Origin of the sequence: Pseudoalteromonas sp. SR43-7 (assembly GCF_014163785.1) — a bacterium.
GTDB classification, from domain to species: domain Bacteria; phylum Pseudomonadota; class Gammaproteobacteria; order Enterobacterales; family Alteromonadaceae; genus Pseudoalteromonas; species Pseudoalteromonas distincta.
Genome location: NZ_JACJDY010000001.1, coordinates 253983 through 273012, shown reverse-complemented (window position 1 = coordinate 273012; position 19030 = coordinate 253983). Strand labels below are relative to the sequence as shown.

Sequence of the window (19030 nt, the reverse complement as noted above, 5' to 3'; positions counted from 1 at the left end):
GAATAACTCCTAAGCGAATTGACGCTTTTCACCTTCGCCGTCAACATTACTTACACAACGACCACAAATTTCAGGATGAGCAGGCTCAACACCTACATCTTCGCTGTAATGCCAACAACGCTCACATTTAGCAGCATCTGTTGCAGCAACGCTAATGAACAAACCTTCAATCTCGGTAGCTTGTGTATCTGCAGGCTGGCTATCAACTTCAGTAACATTCACGGCTGATGTTAACAATACAAAACGCAGTTCATCTCCAAGCGCGTTTAATTTAGCGGCAAGCTCTTTACCCGTAAATAAATTCACCGTTGCTTGAAGTGTTGCACCAATTACTTCTTCTTTACGTGCAGCTTCTAATAAGCGGTTTACTTCGTCACGTACAGTTAAAATCTCTAACCAATCATCGTTACTAAATTGGCTATTTGTTGGCGCTTGTAAGCCATCGTACCAAACTGATGTAAATACGTAGTCACTACGCTCACCCGGTAACGCTTCCCAAATTTCTTGTGCGGTAAAGCTCATAATAGGTGCCATCCAACGCGTCATTGCTTCTGCGATATGATAAAGCGCAGTTTGACAAGAACGACGTGCATGGCTATCACTCTTAGCTGTATATTGACGATCTTTAATAACATCTAAATAGAACGAGCCAAGCTCACCCGTACAGAAGTTCATTAGCTTTTGAGTTACTAATAGCATTTGGTAGCTGTCGTATGCGGCTAAAATCTCGTCTTGCAACTGAGCTGCGCGGCCAACAATCCACTTATCAAGCTCAACCATATCATCAACAGCTACTTGATCTGTTTCTGGGTTAAAACCATTTAGGTTAGCAAGCAAGTAACGGCTGGTGTTACGAATACGGCGGTAACGATCGGCTGAGCGTTTAAATATTTCATCCGACACAGTCATTTCTGCCGTGTAATCGGTAGAAGCCACCCACAAACGTAGAATGTCAGCACCTAGTTTATTCATCACATTTTGTGGTGAAATAACATTGCCTAACGACTTAGACATTTTGCGGCCGTTTTCATCAACAGTAAAACCATGAGTCAATACTTGGCGGTAAGGCGCATGACCATTAATAGCCACAGATGTCATCATTGATGACATAAACCAACCACGGTGCTGATCAGAACCTTCAAGGTATAAGTCAGCTGGACCAACCAGGTCTTCACGTGCATCTACTACACAAGCGTGTGACACACCTGAGTCAAACCATACATCTAGCGTATCTTGCACTTTCATGTATTGCTTGGCGTCTTCTTCACCAAGTAGAGTAGCTGGTTCTAAATCGTACCATGCTTGTATACCAGACTTTTCAACAAGCTCTGCTGCTTGAGCAATTAACTCTTGTGTATTTGGGTGAAGTGCACCGGTGTCTTTATCAACGAACAATGCAATAGGAACGCCCCAAGTACGCTGGCGAGAAATACACCAATCTGGGCGGCTTTCAACCATGTTAGAAATACGGCTTTCGCCCCACTCTGGTAACCACTGCGTGTTTTTAATCTCAGCAAGAGAATCTTGACGTAAGTTAGCCTGATCCATACTTACAAACCACTGCGGTGTAGCACGGAAAATGATTGGTGTTTTGTGGCGCCAACAATGTGGGTAACTATGCGTAAGCGCATGGTGATGCATAAGCGCACCACGCTCTTTTAACACTTCAATTACGCTCGCATTCGCCTTAAATACGTGCTGACCTGCAAAAAGTTCGGTATCTGGTAAATAAACACCATTTGCACCAACAGGGTTAGCCACTTCAAGGTTGTAATTTAAGCCTGCCACGAAATCTTCTTGACCATGGCCTGGGGCGGTATGTACAACACCAGTACCTGAATCAGTAGTTACGTGTTCTGCAACAATCACTGGTACATTAAAATCATAAAAAGGATGGGCTACTTGCAAGTTTTCAAGCGCTGCACCTTTTACATACCCTAGTACGTGAAAATGATTAAAACCAAAACGGTCCATAGCATCTTTAACAAGCTCAGAACCTAAAATTAGGCGTTGTTGTACGCCTTCATCTTCAACCTGTACTAACGCATACTCTAAATCGGCATGCACAGCCACAGCGCGGTTTGCAGGAAGCGTCCACGGTGTTGTTGTCCAAATAACAGTACCAACACTGCCTTCACCTTTATGACCATCAGCCAGATCAAAGGCACTAACAACAGCATCTTGATCAACAAATGTAAAACGCACATCAATTGCTGGTGACTGCTTATCTTGGTATTCAACTTCTGCTTCTGCTAATGCAGAGCCACAGTCTGTACACCAATGCACAGGCTTGGCGCCTTTATGCAAATGACCTTTTTCAATAATTCGACCAAGCACACGAATTGCATTCGCTTCAAAGTCAAAGTTCATTGTTAAATATGGCTTATCCCAATCTGCAAATACGCCTAAACGTTTAAAATCAACTTTTTGACCTTCAACTTGTTTTTTAGCGTATGCACGGCATTTTTCACGAAACTCACTCGCAGTAACTTTTACACCCGGCTTGCCTACTTTTTTCTCAACCATTAACTCGATTGGTAAACCATGACAATCCCAACCTGGAACTAATGGTGAATCAAAGTCAGATAATGTTTTAGACTTAACAATAATATCTTTTAATATCTTATTAACTGAGTGGCCTAAATGGATATCGCCATTTGCATACGGAGGGCCGTCATGCAAAATAAAGGTTTTTTTACCTTTCTTAGCGCTGCGAATTTGACCATAAAGGTCGTCCTCATACCATGCTTTAAGCATTTTTGGTTCACGTTGTGCCAAATTGCCACGCATTGGAAACGGTGTTTCCGGTAAGTTCAAAGTATGTTTATAGTCGCTCATTTATCCTACATTCCGTCTCTATCGGCTACCTGATTTAAACCAAAACACTGCTTAGCGGCAGCAACATCAGTTGCTATTTGCGCCGTTAATTGTGTTAATGTCTCGAATTTTTTCTCATCGCGAAGTTTTTTTATTAACTCCACATGCATAAATTGTCCGTAAATATCCTGTGCAAAATCAAAAAGGTGAACTTCTAATAATGCACGAGTTCCATTAAATGTCGGTTTATTACCTACATTTGCAACTCCAAAAATCTGTTTTCCTGCAATCGTTGCTTGCACTGCAAACACTCCGTTGACAGGACACACTTGGCGTTTTAGGGCTATATTTGCCGTTCTAAAACCGAGTTCACGTCCTCTTTTCCAGCCATGTATAACACGCCCAGAAATAGCATAATCGTGACCAAGCATTATTTTAGCACTTCCTAAGTCACCGGATGCTAAAGCATCTCGTATTAAAGTGCTGCTTACTCTAGCATTTAATTGACGAAAGCTCGCGGTGCTTTTTACATCCATGCCCGCTTGCTCACCCATGCTAGTAAGTAAGTGAAAGTTACCTTGGCGTTGCTTTCCAAACTTAAAATCATCACCAACAGTAAGTGCTTTAACACCTAACTTTTTAATCAAAATCTCATTAACGAATTGCTCAGCATGCATGTTTGCAAATTGCTGATTAAAGCTAATGCAAATAACTCGCTCAATACCTAAATCACTCAATAAACGTAACTTATCTCGTAAGCGCGTTAACCGTGCAGGGGCATTGTTTTTAGCAAAAAACTCTTGTGGCTGGGGTTCAAACAGCATTACAGTGCTAGGCAAACTATGCGCTTTAGCATCGCTAAGTAAACCTTTTAATACTTCTGCGTGGCCTAAATGAACGCCGTCAAAATTACCAATAGTTAACACACAACCAAAATGGTGTGGGCGAATATTGTGTATACCTCTAATTAACTCCATGCCACCTAATGCCTTGTTTAGCGAGCTATTAATTACGGCTAAAAAATGATTAAAGCCGCAGAGTTGCCGATTATAATCTTTTTTTTAGTTTGATTCAGTAATTGCTACACTTTTTATCGTATTTAGTCTAACGCCCATCACAAATAGCATTGCAAAGTAGCTAATACCAGCCAAAGCCACTAGCGCTACTAATAATATTACTTGCTGCGTAAAGGCCCATGTAGCCCAATAATAGTAACTGCTCACAAACCATGTGACAGCTCCCATAACAATACTTGCAACAACACATTTAAGTGTAAAACGCATACTCATTGATGAGAACTGGTATACATTTTCTTTTTTAAGCTGTCTGTATAATAAAAATGCATTGCAGCTAGCCGATAACGAAGTAGCAAGTGCCAACCCTAAATAACCAATGAAAGGAGCCAGCATAATGTTAAACACCATATTAAGTACTAAGGTAATAATACCAATACGCACCGGTGTTTTTGTATCTTGACGAGCATAAAAACCAGGAGCGAGTACTTTTATTAGCATAAAGCTTACAAGTCCGACCGAATATGCGACTACGCCTAAGCTTACAGCTTTGACATGATCAATACTGTCTTCTTTAAATGCACCGTGGTCGAACAATACGGTAATAATAAGTGGACTGATGATCATTAAACCTATCATTGCTGGTAGGCCTAAAAATATAACAAAACGAACTCCCCAATCGAGAGTATGCTGAAAATCGCTACTTTTTTTACTGCTATGTAGTTTAGAAAGCGCCGGTAAAATAACTGTCGCAATACCAATACCAAATAATCCCAACGGAAATTCAATTAAGCGGTCAGAATAATAAAGCCACGCAATTGAACCCGTCATCAGTAATGACGCAATCATGGTATCTAGCAACAGATTAATTTGACTAATAGAGACACCAAACAAAGCCGGTAGCATAAGTTTTCGTACTTTTTTTACGTTTTCGTCTTGCCATGCCCAGCGCGGACGCGCCAACATTTTAGCGCGATACAAGAACGGTAGTTGAAATAGTAGCTGCACTACACCACCGAAAAATACACCTATGGCAAGTGCATAAGCACCTACTGAAAATTTATCATGTAAAAAAATTGCACACGTAATAATAGAAACATTAAGCAAAACTGGTGTAAATGCAGCAACAGCGAAACGGTTATACACATTCATAACCGCACCACTAAGTGCAACTAAGCTTACAAAAAATAAATAAGGGAATGTAAGTTTAAGTAGTGAACTTGCAAGTTCAAATTTTTCGGCATTAGGTCCGCCTTGCCACCAATCTATAAACCAACCGGTACCAAATAGTGCTGCAATAACAGGGGAAGCAACAACACCTATAATAGTGACAATTAGTAAAATGGTTCCTAATGTGCCTGCTGCTTGTGCAACAAAAAGTCTGACCTTGTCGTCGCCTTGCTGTTCTTTAATTTCACTTAGCACAGGTACGAATGCTTGTGCGAAGGCACCTTCTGCAAATAAACGGCGTAAAAAATTAGGAATACGGTTAGCAAATAAAAAAACATCAGCCGCTGCACTTGCGCCTAATAAATTGGCAACGACAGCATCTCGAACGAGCCCTAAAATACGCGATATCATAGTCATACAACTAACAATCATACCAGAGCGAAATAAACCTTTTGACACCTTAAACCTACTCAAAAATCCTCAAGATAGGCGATTATGCCACAGTCTTTTTTATAAATCGCTTTAAAGCACTAGGCTGGGGGTCTGTGCTTTGTTACAATGTCTATATTAACTGCTAAAGCGGCAAATTGATGCTCGTTATATGGTGCAGTTTTTCTTGGATTGTTAAATTTAAATTGACATCCATGATAGAAACAGGCATATTCCACGGCCTTTAATTTAAGCTTTATTTTAAGATTGTTAGGAGCAAACCTTGGCTAACATCAAGTCTGCAAAAAAACGCGCTATCACAAGCGAAAAAAACCGTCAGCACAACGCAAGCCGTCGTTCAATGATGCGCACTTACTTCAAAAAAGTAATTGTTGCTATTGAAGCGGGCGATAAAGAAGCTGCACAGCAAGCTTTTTCTGTTGCTACACCTATCCTAGACCGTTACGCAACTAAGGGTCTAATTCACAAAAACAAAGCAGCTCGTCATAAGAGCCGTATAGCAGCTAAGATTAAAGCTCTATAATTTGTTTTTGACTGAATATAAAAAACCGGCTTTTGCCGGTTTTTTTTTATCTAAGATTTAATCTCGTACTTTAATAACAGTCGACATAAATATTTAAACAGATTAGTGTCATACATTTTCCAAGTCTGGATAAAACTTCTTAAGCATTGCCGCTATTTTTTTAGGTGTAAACGGCTTCACTACAAATCCTTTAGCGCCTTTATCAATTGCATCCTTAACATTTTCAATACCTGAATGCGCAGATACCATTACAACATTTGTCTCAGGGCTTAATTCATTGATTTGTGCAATCAAATCTTTGCCATCGCCGTCCGGCAGTTCTATGTCTAAAAAAATGATATTATAATTTGCAGCCTGGCACTCACTAATACATTGTGAGGCAGTAGATGCTTCCTTTACGTTATCTATCCCTAAGTGCATGAGCGTTTGGCTCAAAAAACTACGCACTGTGCTAACGTCATCTACAATTAAAATTGATAGCTGCGTATTCATCTTTATTCCTCGTAGGCTATAAGCTAACTTTAAGTTATCATAATAATTAGCTTAGTATATAAATTTGCTCATTTAATTATAGAGACCTACGGAAAAAAGGCCAGATTTGCTTTATGTCTAAAACCCCAAATAAACAGTCGTTGCTAGGTAAAACACCAACAAGAAAAAAAACAGCGCAAAAAAGAAAGCCGCAACGCCCTACTCAGCGCTCTATACCCGCAGAGGAAAAAACAAACACAAACAATGGCACTAGCCAAAAAACAAAGTCAAAAAAGGGGCTATTTATATCTCTGGCCATTGTTATTGTAATAATTTTAGCTTTTCCAAAACCAACCTTGCTCACCTATAAAAAATTAGGGATGGTAAGTGAGAGTGTATACTGGCCTGGACTTTTGGGTTACGGAGCTACTTTAATTGATTCCAACTTGCACCCCAACTATGATTCTAGCCGTGAATCCCTTTATTTATGCAGTGATTTACAAAAACCACAGAGCTGTCAAAAGTATCAAGTAATTGCTGACAATGGTTTGTTTTCGGCAATTGGCAGTTACTTTTAGCATTAAAAAAACTAATCTGAAAATTTAAAATTACTTGGTTGAAAGGTGTGCAAAAGATCAACATAATGGCGCTCCTTTTTTCAACAACTGAACTATTGAAACGACCATGCTAAACGAGCTAGATTGGCTTTTAAATACTACACTACTTGCACTAGGTTTAGGTGCATTCTTTATTAACCAGATAACACTGCTGCGCGTTGCCGCCATTAGTGCATGTGGTTTATTGTTCTTATCATTTAGCCTAGATCTTATGTCGTCGAGCGTTATTTCAAATATGAGTTTAGTGTTGATCAACACTTTTTACTTGTTTAAAGTTTATACATTCGGGCAATTTAATGTAACCCAAAGTTAACAACTTTTCCTTAGAATATTTAATAGCCCAGCATTGCTGGGCTTTTTTATTGCGAATTTTTAAAATATTAGAAACACGTTGGATCAGGACAGTATTGAACGCCACTAAAGCACCACTACAATAATGGTGCTGAGCATGTACTGTTGAGAGAAACGAGAAGAAAGACGAAAATACCTAATAAGCTAGGTTAATCTAATGTTGTTAATTCACTTTGGGTTTGTGTTTTAGATGGACTATCTTCAGCGTTAGCCTGATTAAACCAAGCTGAAACACCTAGCACGATAATTGAAATAACAACGAGGCTTAATTTAGCCCCACTTTGACTGGATTTCATAACACCCTCTTTATATTTTTATTAGTGAGAATATCTTTCACACTAATGAAAATTACAAATGTTAACAAGCTGTTTTTTAAACTAATTAGCTATCAGCTAATAACCTTTTGTTCTATCCACTGAATTATTGAGTGCTAAGCCCTTATTCAAACGTTCAATATTATCGGCTATTTGGTCTATAACGCTATTTAAATCAGATAGCGCTGCACAATGTGGTGTAAGTGTTATTTTGGGGTTTCCCCAGTAAGGGTGATTCTGCGTTAAAGGTTCTTGGTCAAAAACATCCAAGGTAGCTGCGCGTAAGCTATCGTTATTTAATGCATTTAATAAATCTTGCTCAACCACATGAGCACCACGTGCCACATTAATAACAACAGCATGTGAAGGTAGCTTAGCGAGCATTGAGTGATTAATAATACCCTTCGTTGCCTGCGTAAGAGGTAATAAGCACACGAGATAATCAATCTTACAAAGCATATCGCTAAGTCCTTCATCGCCATAATAAACCTCGACATTAGTCGTGTTTTTATTACTTTGCGCCCAGGCACTTACTTTAAAACCATTAGTTACAAGTTTTTGCGCACATGCTTTACCTAATTCGCCAAATCCAAGTATACCAACATGTTTATTACTAAAAGCTCGTTTTGGCTTCCATGTTTGCTGTGTTTGTTTAGTGTAATACTCTTTTAAGCGTAATTTTTGAGCTAAGACATGTGTAAGTACATATTCCGCCATATCTTCAGCTAGTTGCATGTCCACAATACGTACTACTTCGACATGTTCAGGTAATAATGTTAAATCGATACTGTCTACGCCTGCACCAAATGACGACACAGCTTTTAAGTTAGGCAGCTGCGGCCACAGAGACTCAGGAGCATTCCACGCAAGTACAAAATCCACATTATTTGCGTTTTTGCAATCAGGCCATTGCTCTATCAATGTATTTGGTAATCGCTCTTGTAACTTCGTTATTAGCTTTTCGTTGTTGCGCCCCGTTATAGCCACCAATACCGACATAAATTCTCCTAGCAATTCACAGTTTATAATTTAGTACTTTAAAAAGTCACACTACTGCAAAGTAACTGTCACACCCTTTTTTTAATCTTACATGTATAGCGAATAGACCAAACGGAATATGAGGTTAATATGATAAGTGTTGATAAAGTAATTGCAGCAAACTTACCACAACTAGAGAACTCTCCAAAAGTAAAAGGTTTAGTAAAAAAGGGCTTAGGTTACTTATTGCATGAACAAGAGTTTATCACCTTTGGTAATACGTACCCTCACCTACAAGGGTTAGAATTTGTTGAGCAAGTACTTGATGAACTCAATTTTGATACGCGCTATAAACCTAAGCAGATAGAACATATTCCTAACGAGGGTAAACTTGTTATTGTTGCTAACCACCCTATTGGTTCATTAGATGCTTTAGCACTTATCAAAGTACTCTCTACAGTAAGGCAAGATTTAAAAGTAGTCGCAAACCGCATGTTAATGTCGGTCAGCGCAATGCATTCTCTTTTACTCCCTGTTGATAACTTGTCTGGTATGAGTAAAAAGCAAGAGCTTAGTAATATACAAAACCATTTGAAAGGTGGAGGTGCCTTACTTATATTTCCTGCAGGGGAAGTATCGCGCCTAGGACCAACCGGCATTAAGGATTGCAAATGGAATAGCGGTTTTTTACGTATGGCAAAAAAAGCCAACTGTCCCATTTTACCTATTTTTATTAAAGCCAAAAATAGTCCACTTTTTTACGGCACATCAATGATTTATAAGCCTCTGGCAAGTTTACTATTAGTGACAGAAATGTTTAAGCAGCGCAAAAAATCTTTAGAGTTTGAGATTGGTGCTTCTATCCCTCCTGAGTCCTACTTAATAGAAAACCTTAAAGATAAAGAAATTGTAAACCTCATACGTAAACAGCTTTATAGGCTTACAACTAAAAAAACACTGCCGCTAAAAACACAAACACCTATTGCTGTTCCCGAGTGTAGAAAAGAACTAAAAAAAGCAATTGAGCAATGTCAGCTTCTGGGTAAAACACACGATGGCATGCACATTCATCTATATCAATATGTAGGTAGTTCACCTATTTTTAGAGAGCTAGGACGCCTCAGAGAAATAGCATTTAGAGCAGTCGGTGAAGGTAGTGGTAAGCGTCGTGATATAGATAAATACGATATGGATTACCAACACCTTGTACTGTGGGACCCTATGCAACTAGAGCTGGTAGGTGCTTATCGATTAGCCTGTGCACAACAGATAATACAAAAGCATGGACGTGAAGGTTTATATACCGATAGTTTATTTTCTTACACCGACGCTATGACGCCCTATCTGCAGCAAGGAATTGAGCTTGGTCGAAGTTTTGTACAACCTAAGTATTGGGGACGTAAGAGTCTCGACTATTTATGGTACGGTATTGGTGCCTTTATAAAAAACTACCCACAGTATAGGTATTTATTTGGGGCTGTAAGCGTGTCCAACGCCCTACCTGAGCAAGCCAAAGCCATGCTCGTTTATTACTATCAACATTATTATAAAAGCAGCATAGAACTAGCTACGCCCAATAATGAGCTCAAATTAACTGAGCAACAGCTAACGCAATGCAATATTCTTTTTAATGGAAACGATGTTAAAGAAGATTTTGTAGAGTTAAAACATGTGTTAGCTAATATGGGCGCTCAAGTCCCTACTTTATTTAAACAATATACTGAGCTTTGCAACCCTGGCGGTGTACAATTTTTAAGCTTCAGCATTGATCCCGATTTTAATAATTGTATTGATGGATTGGTATTAGTCGATCTTAAAAGTGTGAAAGAAAACAAAGCTAAACGTTACTTAGAATAACTATTGATAAGTAAAGTCAGTGCACCGAGTATTTTATGCCTTATAAAATACTCGGTTTATATTTCATTATACAAACCGACTCAATCGCGTTTGAGTCTTCCAATTCTTTTTTAAGTATCCGTTGTTTTAATTATTTTTGAGCCCTGCTAAAAACATATTTTCTTGTTTATTAAGACCCTTGGTTAAACACGAGATTATGACAAAGCAGTGCCTGCCTTAATATATTCATGTGACTGTTAATTAAATAAATATGTCAATCTTTACAAAAGCATAACGACACTAAAATTAATCTAAATCAATAAAATATTTTATAAGCTTCAAATGCTTTTTAAACTTTGATCTAGAACAGGTTTTCATATTTATTGCTCGGTAATAATAGCGCCAATCAAACAGTAGTTCTTGGAGAACAACATGAAAACTCAAATTAGCATCGCATTATTAACCTCTTTATTAGCACTCTCTCCAGCTGCACACGCTAACTTTAGTGTAAATGTTGGCGCCATTAACGTAAACCCTGATAACAGTAGCTCAGCGATTAATGAAGCACCTACGCTAGGCCTTAAAGGTGATTCAGATACTCAACTAGGTATCACCGTAGATTATGCATTTAACGATCAATGGGTGTTAGAGCTGATAGCAGCAACACCGTTTTCACACGATGTAAATGGCGCAGGCGGCTTAGCAGGCAACAAAATTGCAGATATAAAACAACTTCCACCGTCATTGGTTGCACAATACCACTTTTTAGATACAAGCTATGCGCTAAGACCTTTTATAGGCGTAGGCATAAACTACACTGCATTTTTTGATGAGCAACCCTCTCAAGCACTTAAAGCAACACTAGGAACAGACGATGTAGAAGTAAAGTTAGATGATTCGTTTGGCTTTATGGCTCAGGTAGGCGCTAACTATAAAATTGATGCAAACTGGGGTCTACACGCCATGGTATCAATTATGGATATTGATACCGATGCCACTGTTTATGCTAATGGTGCAAAAGCGCTTACATCAACTGTTGAGCTTGACCCTGTTGTGGCTATGTTTGGTGTTAGGTACAGCTTTTAAAGCAAATATAAAGCAGTACCTAGTTACCCAATTACAATGTGTGTTAAAAGGCCGAAAGGCCTTTTTTTCATTTGTAGAGATTAGGGCAGGTTACTTAACTTTTTCTGCTCTAACATTTCTTTCCAGTGCATTACTTCACTTGGCAATATAGGTGTTTGCCCATCAAAACCAGCAACTTCAAGCATTTCTTCAATACTTATAATACCCTTTTTACTTTTAAATACACCGCGTACATAAGCAATAGCATGTAAGCCTCGCTCTGAGTGAAACTTTTGCTCAATATAAAAGTATTTATGATCCCAGCCAACTAACTTAGTACTTATTGTATATCGCTGCATAGGTTTAATATCGCGGATATAAGTAATAGCAGTTGCGTTAACAATCGGAAACCAACGACGCTTCATTATTTGTTTTAGTAAGCCAACGCGCTCCGTCATCCACGTGCGAGATAAATCCATCATCGCAAGATAGCGTGAGTTCGTTAAATGTAGATTAATATCACAATCAGTCGGCAAAGCTTTGTAATCAATATCTACTGTATCAAGTAGATTTTGATATTGCTTATTGCGTTTAATTTTGAAAAATAATAATAAAAGTCGAATATATAAGTTCACAAAAAAGGTCTTACCAGTTAAATTTATTCGAGTGTAGCATAGCCCCTTGCGAAGACGAATATTCTACTTTAATCTTAAATCATTATTACAATAAAAAAGATAGCTAATGAAATCAAAACTAAAAATTATCGCTGCACTGGCCCTATTAGTCCCTAGCTACAATGCTTTTGCCGATTTCTCGTTACCAGGTAAAGGCTCAGTAACTTACCCTACCGGTGTAGTTAAAGAATTTAAATTTGGTTTTGAATGGCAGCAAAAAGCTGAGAAATTCACTATTGGATCTAAAAGTTACAATATGGAGCAAATTCCTAGCTCTTATTCTGTCGCCATCACGCTTTCAAAAGATGACAGCCAAGTATGGGTTCAAGAATTTAATAATGGGTTTATTGAGGAGTTTGAATGGCAAATTGGCGAACATACAGTCACTCTAAAAAAGCAGCAGTTTAGCGATCCGGTGAAAGGTGACTATGTTATTGAGCTAAATGGCCGTAGCTATTTTTTCACTCGTAATAACGCCAGTATCGTAATGAACTTTAACGAAGAAGGTATTGAGACGATTGCAATTGATGGGGTAACAAAAAATATGGGCACTAAAAATTAGTCCCCATATTTTAATTTCTTTATGTCAATTACACTTTTACTGTTTTTCGATTAATTCCGTAATCACGTAATTTATTAGCTACCGCGGTGTGACTTAGACCCAATCGCTTAGCTAACTGACGTGAGCTTGGGTAAGCAGGGTAGAGTTTGCGAAGTAAAGTCGCTTCAAAACGTTTAACAGCTTGATCTAGTGAGCCTTCAAAATCAGACTCTAAATACCCTAAATCATGGGTAAAAGTTGGTAACTGTAAATGCTCTACGCGAAGCTCGCTATCATCTAGTAATGACACTGCACGGTAAATTGCATTTTCCAGCTGACGCACATTTCCAGGCCACGGATACTCTTGTAAAAAGCTTAAACATTCTTGTGATAAAACAGGAATTGCATGACCATTTTGTTGCGCATATTTTTGAATAAAATGCTCTGCAAGTGGTCCTACATCTGCTTTTCTATCTCTTAGTGGCGCTATTTCTAAAGTAAGCACGTTTATACGGTAATATAAGTCTTCTCTAAAAACCCCTTCTTGTACCATTGCAGGTAAGTCTTTTTGAGTAGCGGCAACAATACGTACATTTACTTTAACTTCGTTCTCATCGCCTACTTTTCTAAACGTACCATCTTGTAAAAAACGTAGTAACTTAGTTTGTAGTTGAGTCGACATTTCGCCAACTTCATCTAAAAATACAGTTCCACCATCAGCTTGCTCTAATACACCACGCTTTGGCGCTGCGTTTTCTTCGTACCCGGCATAACCAAATAATTCAGACTCAGCAACATCATCAGGAAGTGAAGCACACGATAGCGCAATAAAAGGCTTAACAGAGCGATTAGATGCGTAATGGCACGCCCTAGCTAATAACTCTTTACCTGTACCAGTTTCACCAGTAATCAAAATAGGTGCTTCTAGTTGCGCCATTTTGCGTGCTTCGCGCACAACTCGGCGCATTGCCGTACTAAAGTTATGAATAGTAGCAAAGCTTTCTTGACCGTAGCGTCTAAATGCACTGACCTGCTGCCCTAAGCGGCTTTGCGATTTAATGTTAATAACCGCACCCGCAAGCACGTCACCTTCACTACCTTGAGGGACTGCAATTGGTAAAATGTCTGCAATAAAATCCTCACCCGCCACTTCAACACGTGTGGTTTGCCCGAGCACTTCTTTACCTTCTAGCCAACGTGTAAAGTTAAAGCCTTTAAGTAAGTTATTAATATTTGCACCAATAACTTCTTTTTCAATTAACTGTAAGTCCTTACATGCTGCATCGTTGCATAAGCGTACCCAACCTTTAGCATCAATAGAGATAACGCCATCAGGCAATGCGCGTAGCAAAGTATTTAATTCGTTGTGTTCACGCTCTGATGGTAAAAACGCAGTGGTACGCACGTCATGTACGCCGTCGATTAAACGTATCGATGGCATAATTTTTTGAAATTGTTCAAATTCTATTTCGGGAAAACTAACGTACATACGACAATTTACAGAATCAACTTCAATTCCTTTTAGATCAACGCTGTAGTTAACTAATATATTAAGGATTTCTTGAGCAATACCAATTCGATCAGCACAGTGAATATCTAGACGCATACATCCTCAAAGAAGGAAAAACTATATTAGCTGAATAATACGCTAAGTCGCTTTGAGAAGGTAGCTTATTGTAAACATTTTTGGACGAAACAGACTGCGAAAGCGATAAGTTGAAGTGTAATTAAACGAAGAGAAACAGCACTGATATTTAACTATACCAGTGCTATTTGTTAAATCTTATTATGTGACTACTTACCTTGTGGGTAAGCAGACCAATCACCACCATCTAATTGTATAAATGGTCTTTGGTTAACATACATCATTATTGTGCCTTCGTTTTCAGCAACCTTAGGTGCTGTAGGTAGGTTTTCAAGCAAATTAGCAACACTATTATTCCCACCAAATACATCAGTTTGCAGCGCCTTACTTACCAGCTCTGAAAGCGCAAAGTAACTTGTTGAATCATCAACCACAATTTGCGAGTAGTTTTGTACGTCTGGGCCTATAAATTTAATTGCTACAGGTACCGACACAATCGCTGGGCTTGGGATTTCACGTAAACCTGCAAACTGTACTTTGTCACCTTTTAAATTAGCGCCGTGTTCAGGCACTATCATTAACATAACGTTGCGACCGCGTTTTTCTAATTTTTTTACAAATTGGTTAATATCAGCAAACAAGTTTTTATGTCTGATTGGGTATGTCTCTTTACTATTAACCCTTGGTTGATTCTCTAGCTGATTACCATCATGTAAACTTGTGGTGTTGTAGTACATCGCACACGGCTTACAATCATCAGCTTGCTCTAACCAACCATCCAGCACAGCTTCATCTGAGTAAATAGGACTATTATCAAAACCTCGTAGCGCCACTGGCATTGAATCGATATTAAATGGCGTACTATCTAGGCCACCGTACTTATTTATTAAACCTTTAAACTCATCAAAATGTCCGTCGTGATTCATCACAACATTGTTTTGATAACCTAGTTTCTCTAGGTTTTTAAACAAGTGACATTGTTCAGGTGCCTCTTTAAATAATGCTGTTTGACTCGTTTGCCCACAACTAGCGCGCAGCAGTCTTACCGCAGCGGGTCCACTGTATGACGTAGCCGAGTTAAAGTCTGAAAACACCACATCAAAGTCTTTATACATATCAGTAACACTTACACCAATAGCATTTAAATCAGCAACAGCCATTGAGCATATGTTCAAAATAATTACATCAAACAGCTCACCATTCACTTGGTTTGGAAAGTGGCTCATTAGTAAGCTTTGTTGTTGGTAAAAATCAGCTAATTTTTGATCAGGAGATTGCGCTGCCTGAGTGATCACTTGCGTTTGAGAATTACTTTGATTTTGAGTAACCGGTTCAGGGTTAGCCACATTATTAACGAATTGTGATTGTGAGTTATCTCCTTGCCACCCTACAACTAACAGCCCAACAATAGTCACGGTTGTAAAGCGTATCCATTGCGATGTATACCAAAAACACACACTAATTACGAACAAAGCCAACAACATATCAACGCTAATAACTCGGGTTAATAGCTCGATAAAGTAACCAAAACTAAAATCTTGAACGTTACCTGCTTGTTTAGTCAACCTGTTTATTGGTGGCAACCATGAGTCTTGATAAAGTAATACCAAAGCAAACACAGCACCTAGTATATGTTTTGCCTTCTCTATTAATGGCTGTTTAAATTTAATCGCAAGCAATGCAGCAAAAGCGGCATTAGTTAGTACGTTAAAATCAATTGCACCGTAATAAAACAGAGCAAACTTAACTAAAAAATAAAGGTTCCAAACCCCTAAACCTGATAATTTCACTGCTTATCCTTTTTTACTGTATTTGGTGTATAAGGCTCTAGTACTTCATGTTTAAAAGTAAGCTTATAATAATATTTTGTTATTTGAGATAAAATGTATTTGCCTAGCATACAAAGCACCGCGCCAAGCACCATTGCAAGAAACACGGTAATTAAAAGCTGATTCATACTCATAAGTTATCTCTTAGTTTCATTATAAAAGGCTTAGCATCTGGGCGGCTTTTACTAGAAAATTCTGGGGTGTTAATATTTTCAGTAACACTATTTGCTATATCAGGTGCAAATTTATAGCTATCATTCTCAGCAAGTTTTTGCGAGAAATCTACAACACTCTTACTTTTATAAAATCGCCTTAACTGTTTACATTCTTGTTGAATGTAAAAGTGGTCAGAAATTATATTTTGCTGTACAAAAAAATCACTCGTTTTTAATTTAAACAAATGCTTAATTGCATTATCAACGTCATTTTCTCTACAAGCATGCAAATATAAATAAACTGTATTATCTGCAATGCTAAATACATCACCTTCGCGCTTAATATGAAATAAATGCAAAGGATGAATAGGGTCAATTCTTGGTAGTAGCTCAAGTTTCACTAGCACACCACTAACACCTAAATTAACGGCTGAGTCACTATGAATTTCTACTTGTTTCGTAAACTCGATGAAAGGTAAATATCCTTTCGAAAAGGTATTTTCAGTGTATTTTAAAACATCCTCAACTGAGGAAGGTAAAGGCCTTGAAAACTTAAAACCTTGAATAGATTGCACTTGTGAAAGCAAACGCGAAGGCTCTGAAAAGCTATACAAAATCAGATTTACACCCAAGGTTAAAAATAAGCACTCATCTTGATGGCGAATAACACCATCAACATTTTGAATAACAAGCTTTAACCATCGTCCGCAGTTTTTTCTAAGTTCAAAGCACTGCTTACCTAATAGCGCCAAGTCGGTGTAACGCGTAACTGCAAAAATTAGCGTAGCTGCTTCTACTTTTGGGCCTTTATTAAATAAATCATTATTATCTTTTACACTTTTATAGTGCATCGGTAACTTAGTACCTTCGGGCACAGCACTTTGCACGAGCCAAACATCGTCTTCATCGGAAAAGTCTGAGTGTTTAAGTGTTTTACTTTCGCTTGGCGTTCCAGTTTGAAGAACAAACTGATTACCACTTAATAATAATTGGTAATGTTCACCAGCAATAACCCCCCTACTGTGACGCCAATAATCATATTCAAGTACTCGAACCGCAGAGTCGTTATCAACAAATACCAGCCCATCAAATACATTGTTTAATCGTCTAAATAAAAAGCGATAATTTGCAATATCAGGTCCCGAAATTAAAAATAATAATGTAGCCCCCGTACTACGAACAAAATCGTTGTACTGCCTCATCATCAGCTCTAAGCTTTTCTCGTCAGTACTGCTTAACTGTGCTGTATTAAAATGAACAAAAATAAGCGCTTTGTTTAGGCGTTTATAAGCACTTATTTCTTTTATAATACCTGAATTAATTTTCTCTATAGAATGATTCTGTGTTTCTGAGGCCAACGAAAAAGGGTGTACTCTATTATGCTTATAAGCATAATTTAACGATGCAGAAAAAGAAGAATCAAAAAATGATTCAACCTCTTGGGAAACTATATATATATCATTAACCAAGCTTTGGTTAATTGAATGTAACGCCAATTCGATTACAAAATTGTCTAAAGGGGCTAAAACAGCATAACTTGAAGCCGATTTTAACTCTTTTGCAGCAGGCTCTAATCCCGTTATGTTAAAGTTATGCACTTAAAACGCCCTATAAAAAATACTTTTTTACTAGTTTTAACCGTTATTCTATATATAATAGCCAAATATTGTCCACTTTTAATCAAAATAATTAAAGTAACTGTAAAGGGAAGAATGAATAACTTGACGCCTAAAAACTCACAAACGTTAACATCAAGTGACATAGAAAACCTTGCACTACGTTTTGGTGGAAAGAGTGATGACTACATAGAAATTGTAAACAAGCAGCAAAATAATAATACAATTAATAAGTACGCATTACTTAAAGAAATAAACAACGAACTAAACATATAAGTTAGTTCAATTAAAGATAGGTAAAACATCCGTTGCAAAGAGTTTTCGTTAAAGGTATCAAAGGCGGTTTAGGCACTACCTCTGTGGTTGCAAATTTAGCGTGCGTGCTAAAAAAGTCTGATGTTGACGTTATTGCAATCGATCTAGATGCAAAAAGTGACCTAGGTTTACATTTTGGCTTGCCATGGAAGTATACCAAAGGCTGGAGTAATGAAGCGAGCTTTGAAGATGCACTTGTGCATTTTCATCAAGATGACGATGGCATTATATTTTTACCATATGGTGACAGCACTGATACTAGCATCGATAACATCACTAAAATGGTAAATAGATGCAAAAACCTAAATTATAGCCAAGAAGCGTGGATAATTTTTGACTGCCCTGCACATATTAACCTTCCCCACTATCCGTTAGAGAAAAACGATATTGTAATTGAACTGGTTAATTGCGACGCTATTTGTCACAGCTTAATTTATAGACGCCTACAAACACTCAAAAATTCAGATACTGATTGGAAGCATTACTTTTTAGTTAACCGCTATAATTCTGCATCTTCGCTAGAATTTGACTTGTTTTCTCTTTGGCAATCTACGCTCCCCCTTATGGCTCCGTTTTTTATCAACAGTGACGAAGTTATTAAAGAGTCAACCGCATACAGAAATGTAGCGCTTAATTGTGCGCCATATAGTGTCGCAAACGATGACTTTGAAACACTAGCTGGTTGGCTAGTTAGTAAAGCGACCTTATAA

The 19030-nt window shown here is 38.1% G+C and carries 18 protein-coding genes; 8 read left to right on the top strand and 10 right to left on the bottom strand.

The window, feature by feature from the left end; translation table 11 throughout:
• Positions 1–9: 9 nt before the first annotated feature.
• From ileS to murJ, 3 genes are all read right to left on the bottom strand, one after another.
• Positions 10–2838, bottom strand: coding sequence for an isoleucine--tRNA ligase (gene ileS / locus H5087_RS01195; RefSeq protein WP_182670890.1), 2829 nt, complete (start codon positions 2836–2838; stop codon positions 10–12).
• Positions 2839–2843: 5 nt separating this feature from the next.
• A complete protein-coding gene (gene ribF / locus H5087_RS01190; RefSeq protein WP_182670889.1) occupies positions 2844–3794 on the bottom strand; it encodes a bifunctional riboflavin kinase/FAD synthetase in 951 nt (316 codons plus the stop codon).
• An 84-nt stretch (positions 3795–3878) separates the two neighbouring features.
• Positions 3879–5417, bottom strand: coding sequence for a murein biosynthesis integral membrane protein MurJ (gene murJ, locus H5087_RS01185; RefSeq protein ID WP_404936089.1), 1539 nt, complete (start codon positions 5415–5417; stop codon positions 3879–3881).
• 295 nt (positions 5418–5712) lie between these two features.
• On the opposite strand from murJ, the gene rpsT reads away from it, so the two are divergent.
• Complete coding sequence (gene rpsT, locus H5087_RS01180; RefSeq protein ID WP_002958225.1) at positions 5713–5973, top strand: 30S ribosomal protein S20; 261 nt, start codon at positions 5713–5715, stop codon at positions 5971–5973.
• 108 nt (positions 5974–6081) lie between these two features.
• Here the strand turns inward: rpsT and H5087_RS01175 are convergent, their stop codons facing one another.
• On the bottom strand, positions 6082–6465 hold the full coding sequence (locus tag H5087_RS01175; RefSeq protein WP_002958224.1) for a response regulator: 384 nt from the start codon (positions 6463–6465) through the stop codon (positions 6082–6084).
• Between the two features lie 113 nt (positions 6466–6578).
• Between H5087_RS01175 and H5087_RS01170 the strand changes: the two genes are divergently transcribed.
• The gene (locus H5087_RS01170; protein WP_182670888.1) at positions 6579–7022 is read left to right on the top strand and encodes a hypothetical protein; all 444 of its coding nucleotides are present in this window, start codon (positions 6579–6581) and stop codon (positions 7020–7022) included.
• A 106-nt stretch (positions 7023–7128) separates the two neighbouring features.
• Positions 7129–7374: a hypothetical protein gene (locus tag H5087_RS01165; RefSeq protein WP_002958222.1), complete on the top strand. Its 246-nt coding sequence runs from the start codon at positions 7129–7131 to the stop codon at positions 7372–7374.
• A gap of 187 nt (positions 7375–7561) precedes the next feature.
• Here H5087_RS01165 and H5087_RS01160 read toward each other — a convergent pair whose 3' ends face one another.
• Positions 7562–7708 (bottom strand): hypothetical protein, encoded by a 147-nt coding sequence (locus H5087_RS01160; RefSeq protein WP_182670887.1) that lies wholly within the window; start codon positions 7706–7708, stop codon positions 7562–7564.
• Between the two features lie 96 nt (positions 7709–7804).
• The gene (locus H5087_RS01155; protein WP_182670886.1) at positions 7805–8725 is read right to left on the bottom strand and encodes a glyoxylate/hydroxypyruvate reductase A; all 921 of its coding nucleotides are present in this window, start codon (positions 8723–8725) and stop codon (positions 7805–7807) included.
• 129 nt (positions 8726–8854) lie between these two features.
• Between H5087_RS01155 and H5087_RS01150 the strand changes: the two genes are divergently transcribed.
• Positions 8855–10561 (top strand): lysophospholipid acyltransferase family protein, encoded by a 1707-nt coding sequence (locus H5087_RS01150; protein WP_182670885.1) that lies wholly within the window; start codon positions 8855–8857, stop codon positions 10559–10561.
• Positions 10562–10972: 411 nt separating this feature from the next.
• Entirely contained in the window at positions 10973–11626 is a 654-nt protein-coding gene (locus tag H5087_RS01145) for an OmpW family protein (protein ID WP_002958218.1), read from the top strand.
• Between the two features lie 80 nt (positions 11627–11706).
• Here the strand turns inward: H5087_RS01145 and H5087_RS01140 are convergent, their stop codons facing one another.
• Positions 11707–12240, bottom strand: coding sequence for a thioesterase family protein (locus tag H5087_RS01140; protein WP_002958217.1), 534 nt, complete (start codon positions 12238–12240; stop codon positions 11707–11709).
• Between the two features lie 106 nt (positions 12241–12346).
• On the opposite strand from H5087_RS01140, the gene H5087_RS01135 reads away from it, so the two are divergent.
• A complete protein-coding gene (locus H5087_RS01135) occupies positions 12347–12841 on the top strand; it encodes a hypothetical protein (protein WP_024596632.1) in 495 nt (164 codons plus the stop codon).
• 28 nt (positions 12842–12869) lie between these two features.
• Here the strand turns inward: H5087_RS01135 and tyrR are convergent, their stop codons facing one another.
• The 3 genes from tyrR to bcsE form a co-directional block, all read right to left on the bottom strand.
• A complete protein-coding gene (gene tyrR, locus H5087_RS01130) occupies positions 12870–14426 on the bottom strand; it encodes a transcriptional regulator TyrR (protein WP_002958215.1) in 1557 nt (518 codons plus the stop codon).
• A 188-nt stretch (positions 14427–14614) separates the two neighbouring features.
• Positions 14615–16195: a cellulose biosynthesis protein BcsG gene (gene bcsG, locus H5087_RS01125; protein WP_182670884.1), complete on the bottom strand. Its 1581-nt coding sequence runs from the start codon at positions 16193–16195 to the stop codon at positions 14615–14617.
• 169 nt (positions 16196–16364) lie between these two features.
• The gene (gene bcsE / locus H5087_RS01120) at positions 16365–17987 is read right to left on the bottom strand and encodes a cellulose biosynthesis protein BcsE (RefSeq protein ID WP_182670883.1); all 1623 of its coding nucleotides are present in this window, start codon (positions 17985–17987) and stop codon (positions 16365–16367) included.
• Positions 17988–18101: 114 nt separating this feature from the next.
• Between bcsE and bcsR the strand changes: the two genes are divergently transcribed.
• Positions 18102–18281: a BcsR/BcsP family cellulose biosynthesis protein gene (gene bcsR / locus H5087_RS01115; protein WP_182670882.1), complete on the top strand. Its 180-nt coding sequence runs from the start codon at positions 18102–18104 to the stop codon at positions 18279–18281.
• Between the two features lie 32 nt (positions 18282–18313).
• Positions 18314–19030, top strand: coding sequence for a cellulose biosynthesis protein BcsQ (gene bcsQ, locus H5087_RS01110; protein WP_182670881.1), 717 nt, complete (start codon positions 18314–18316; stop codon positions 19028–19030).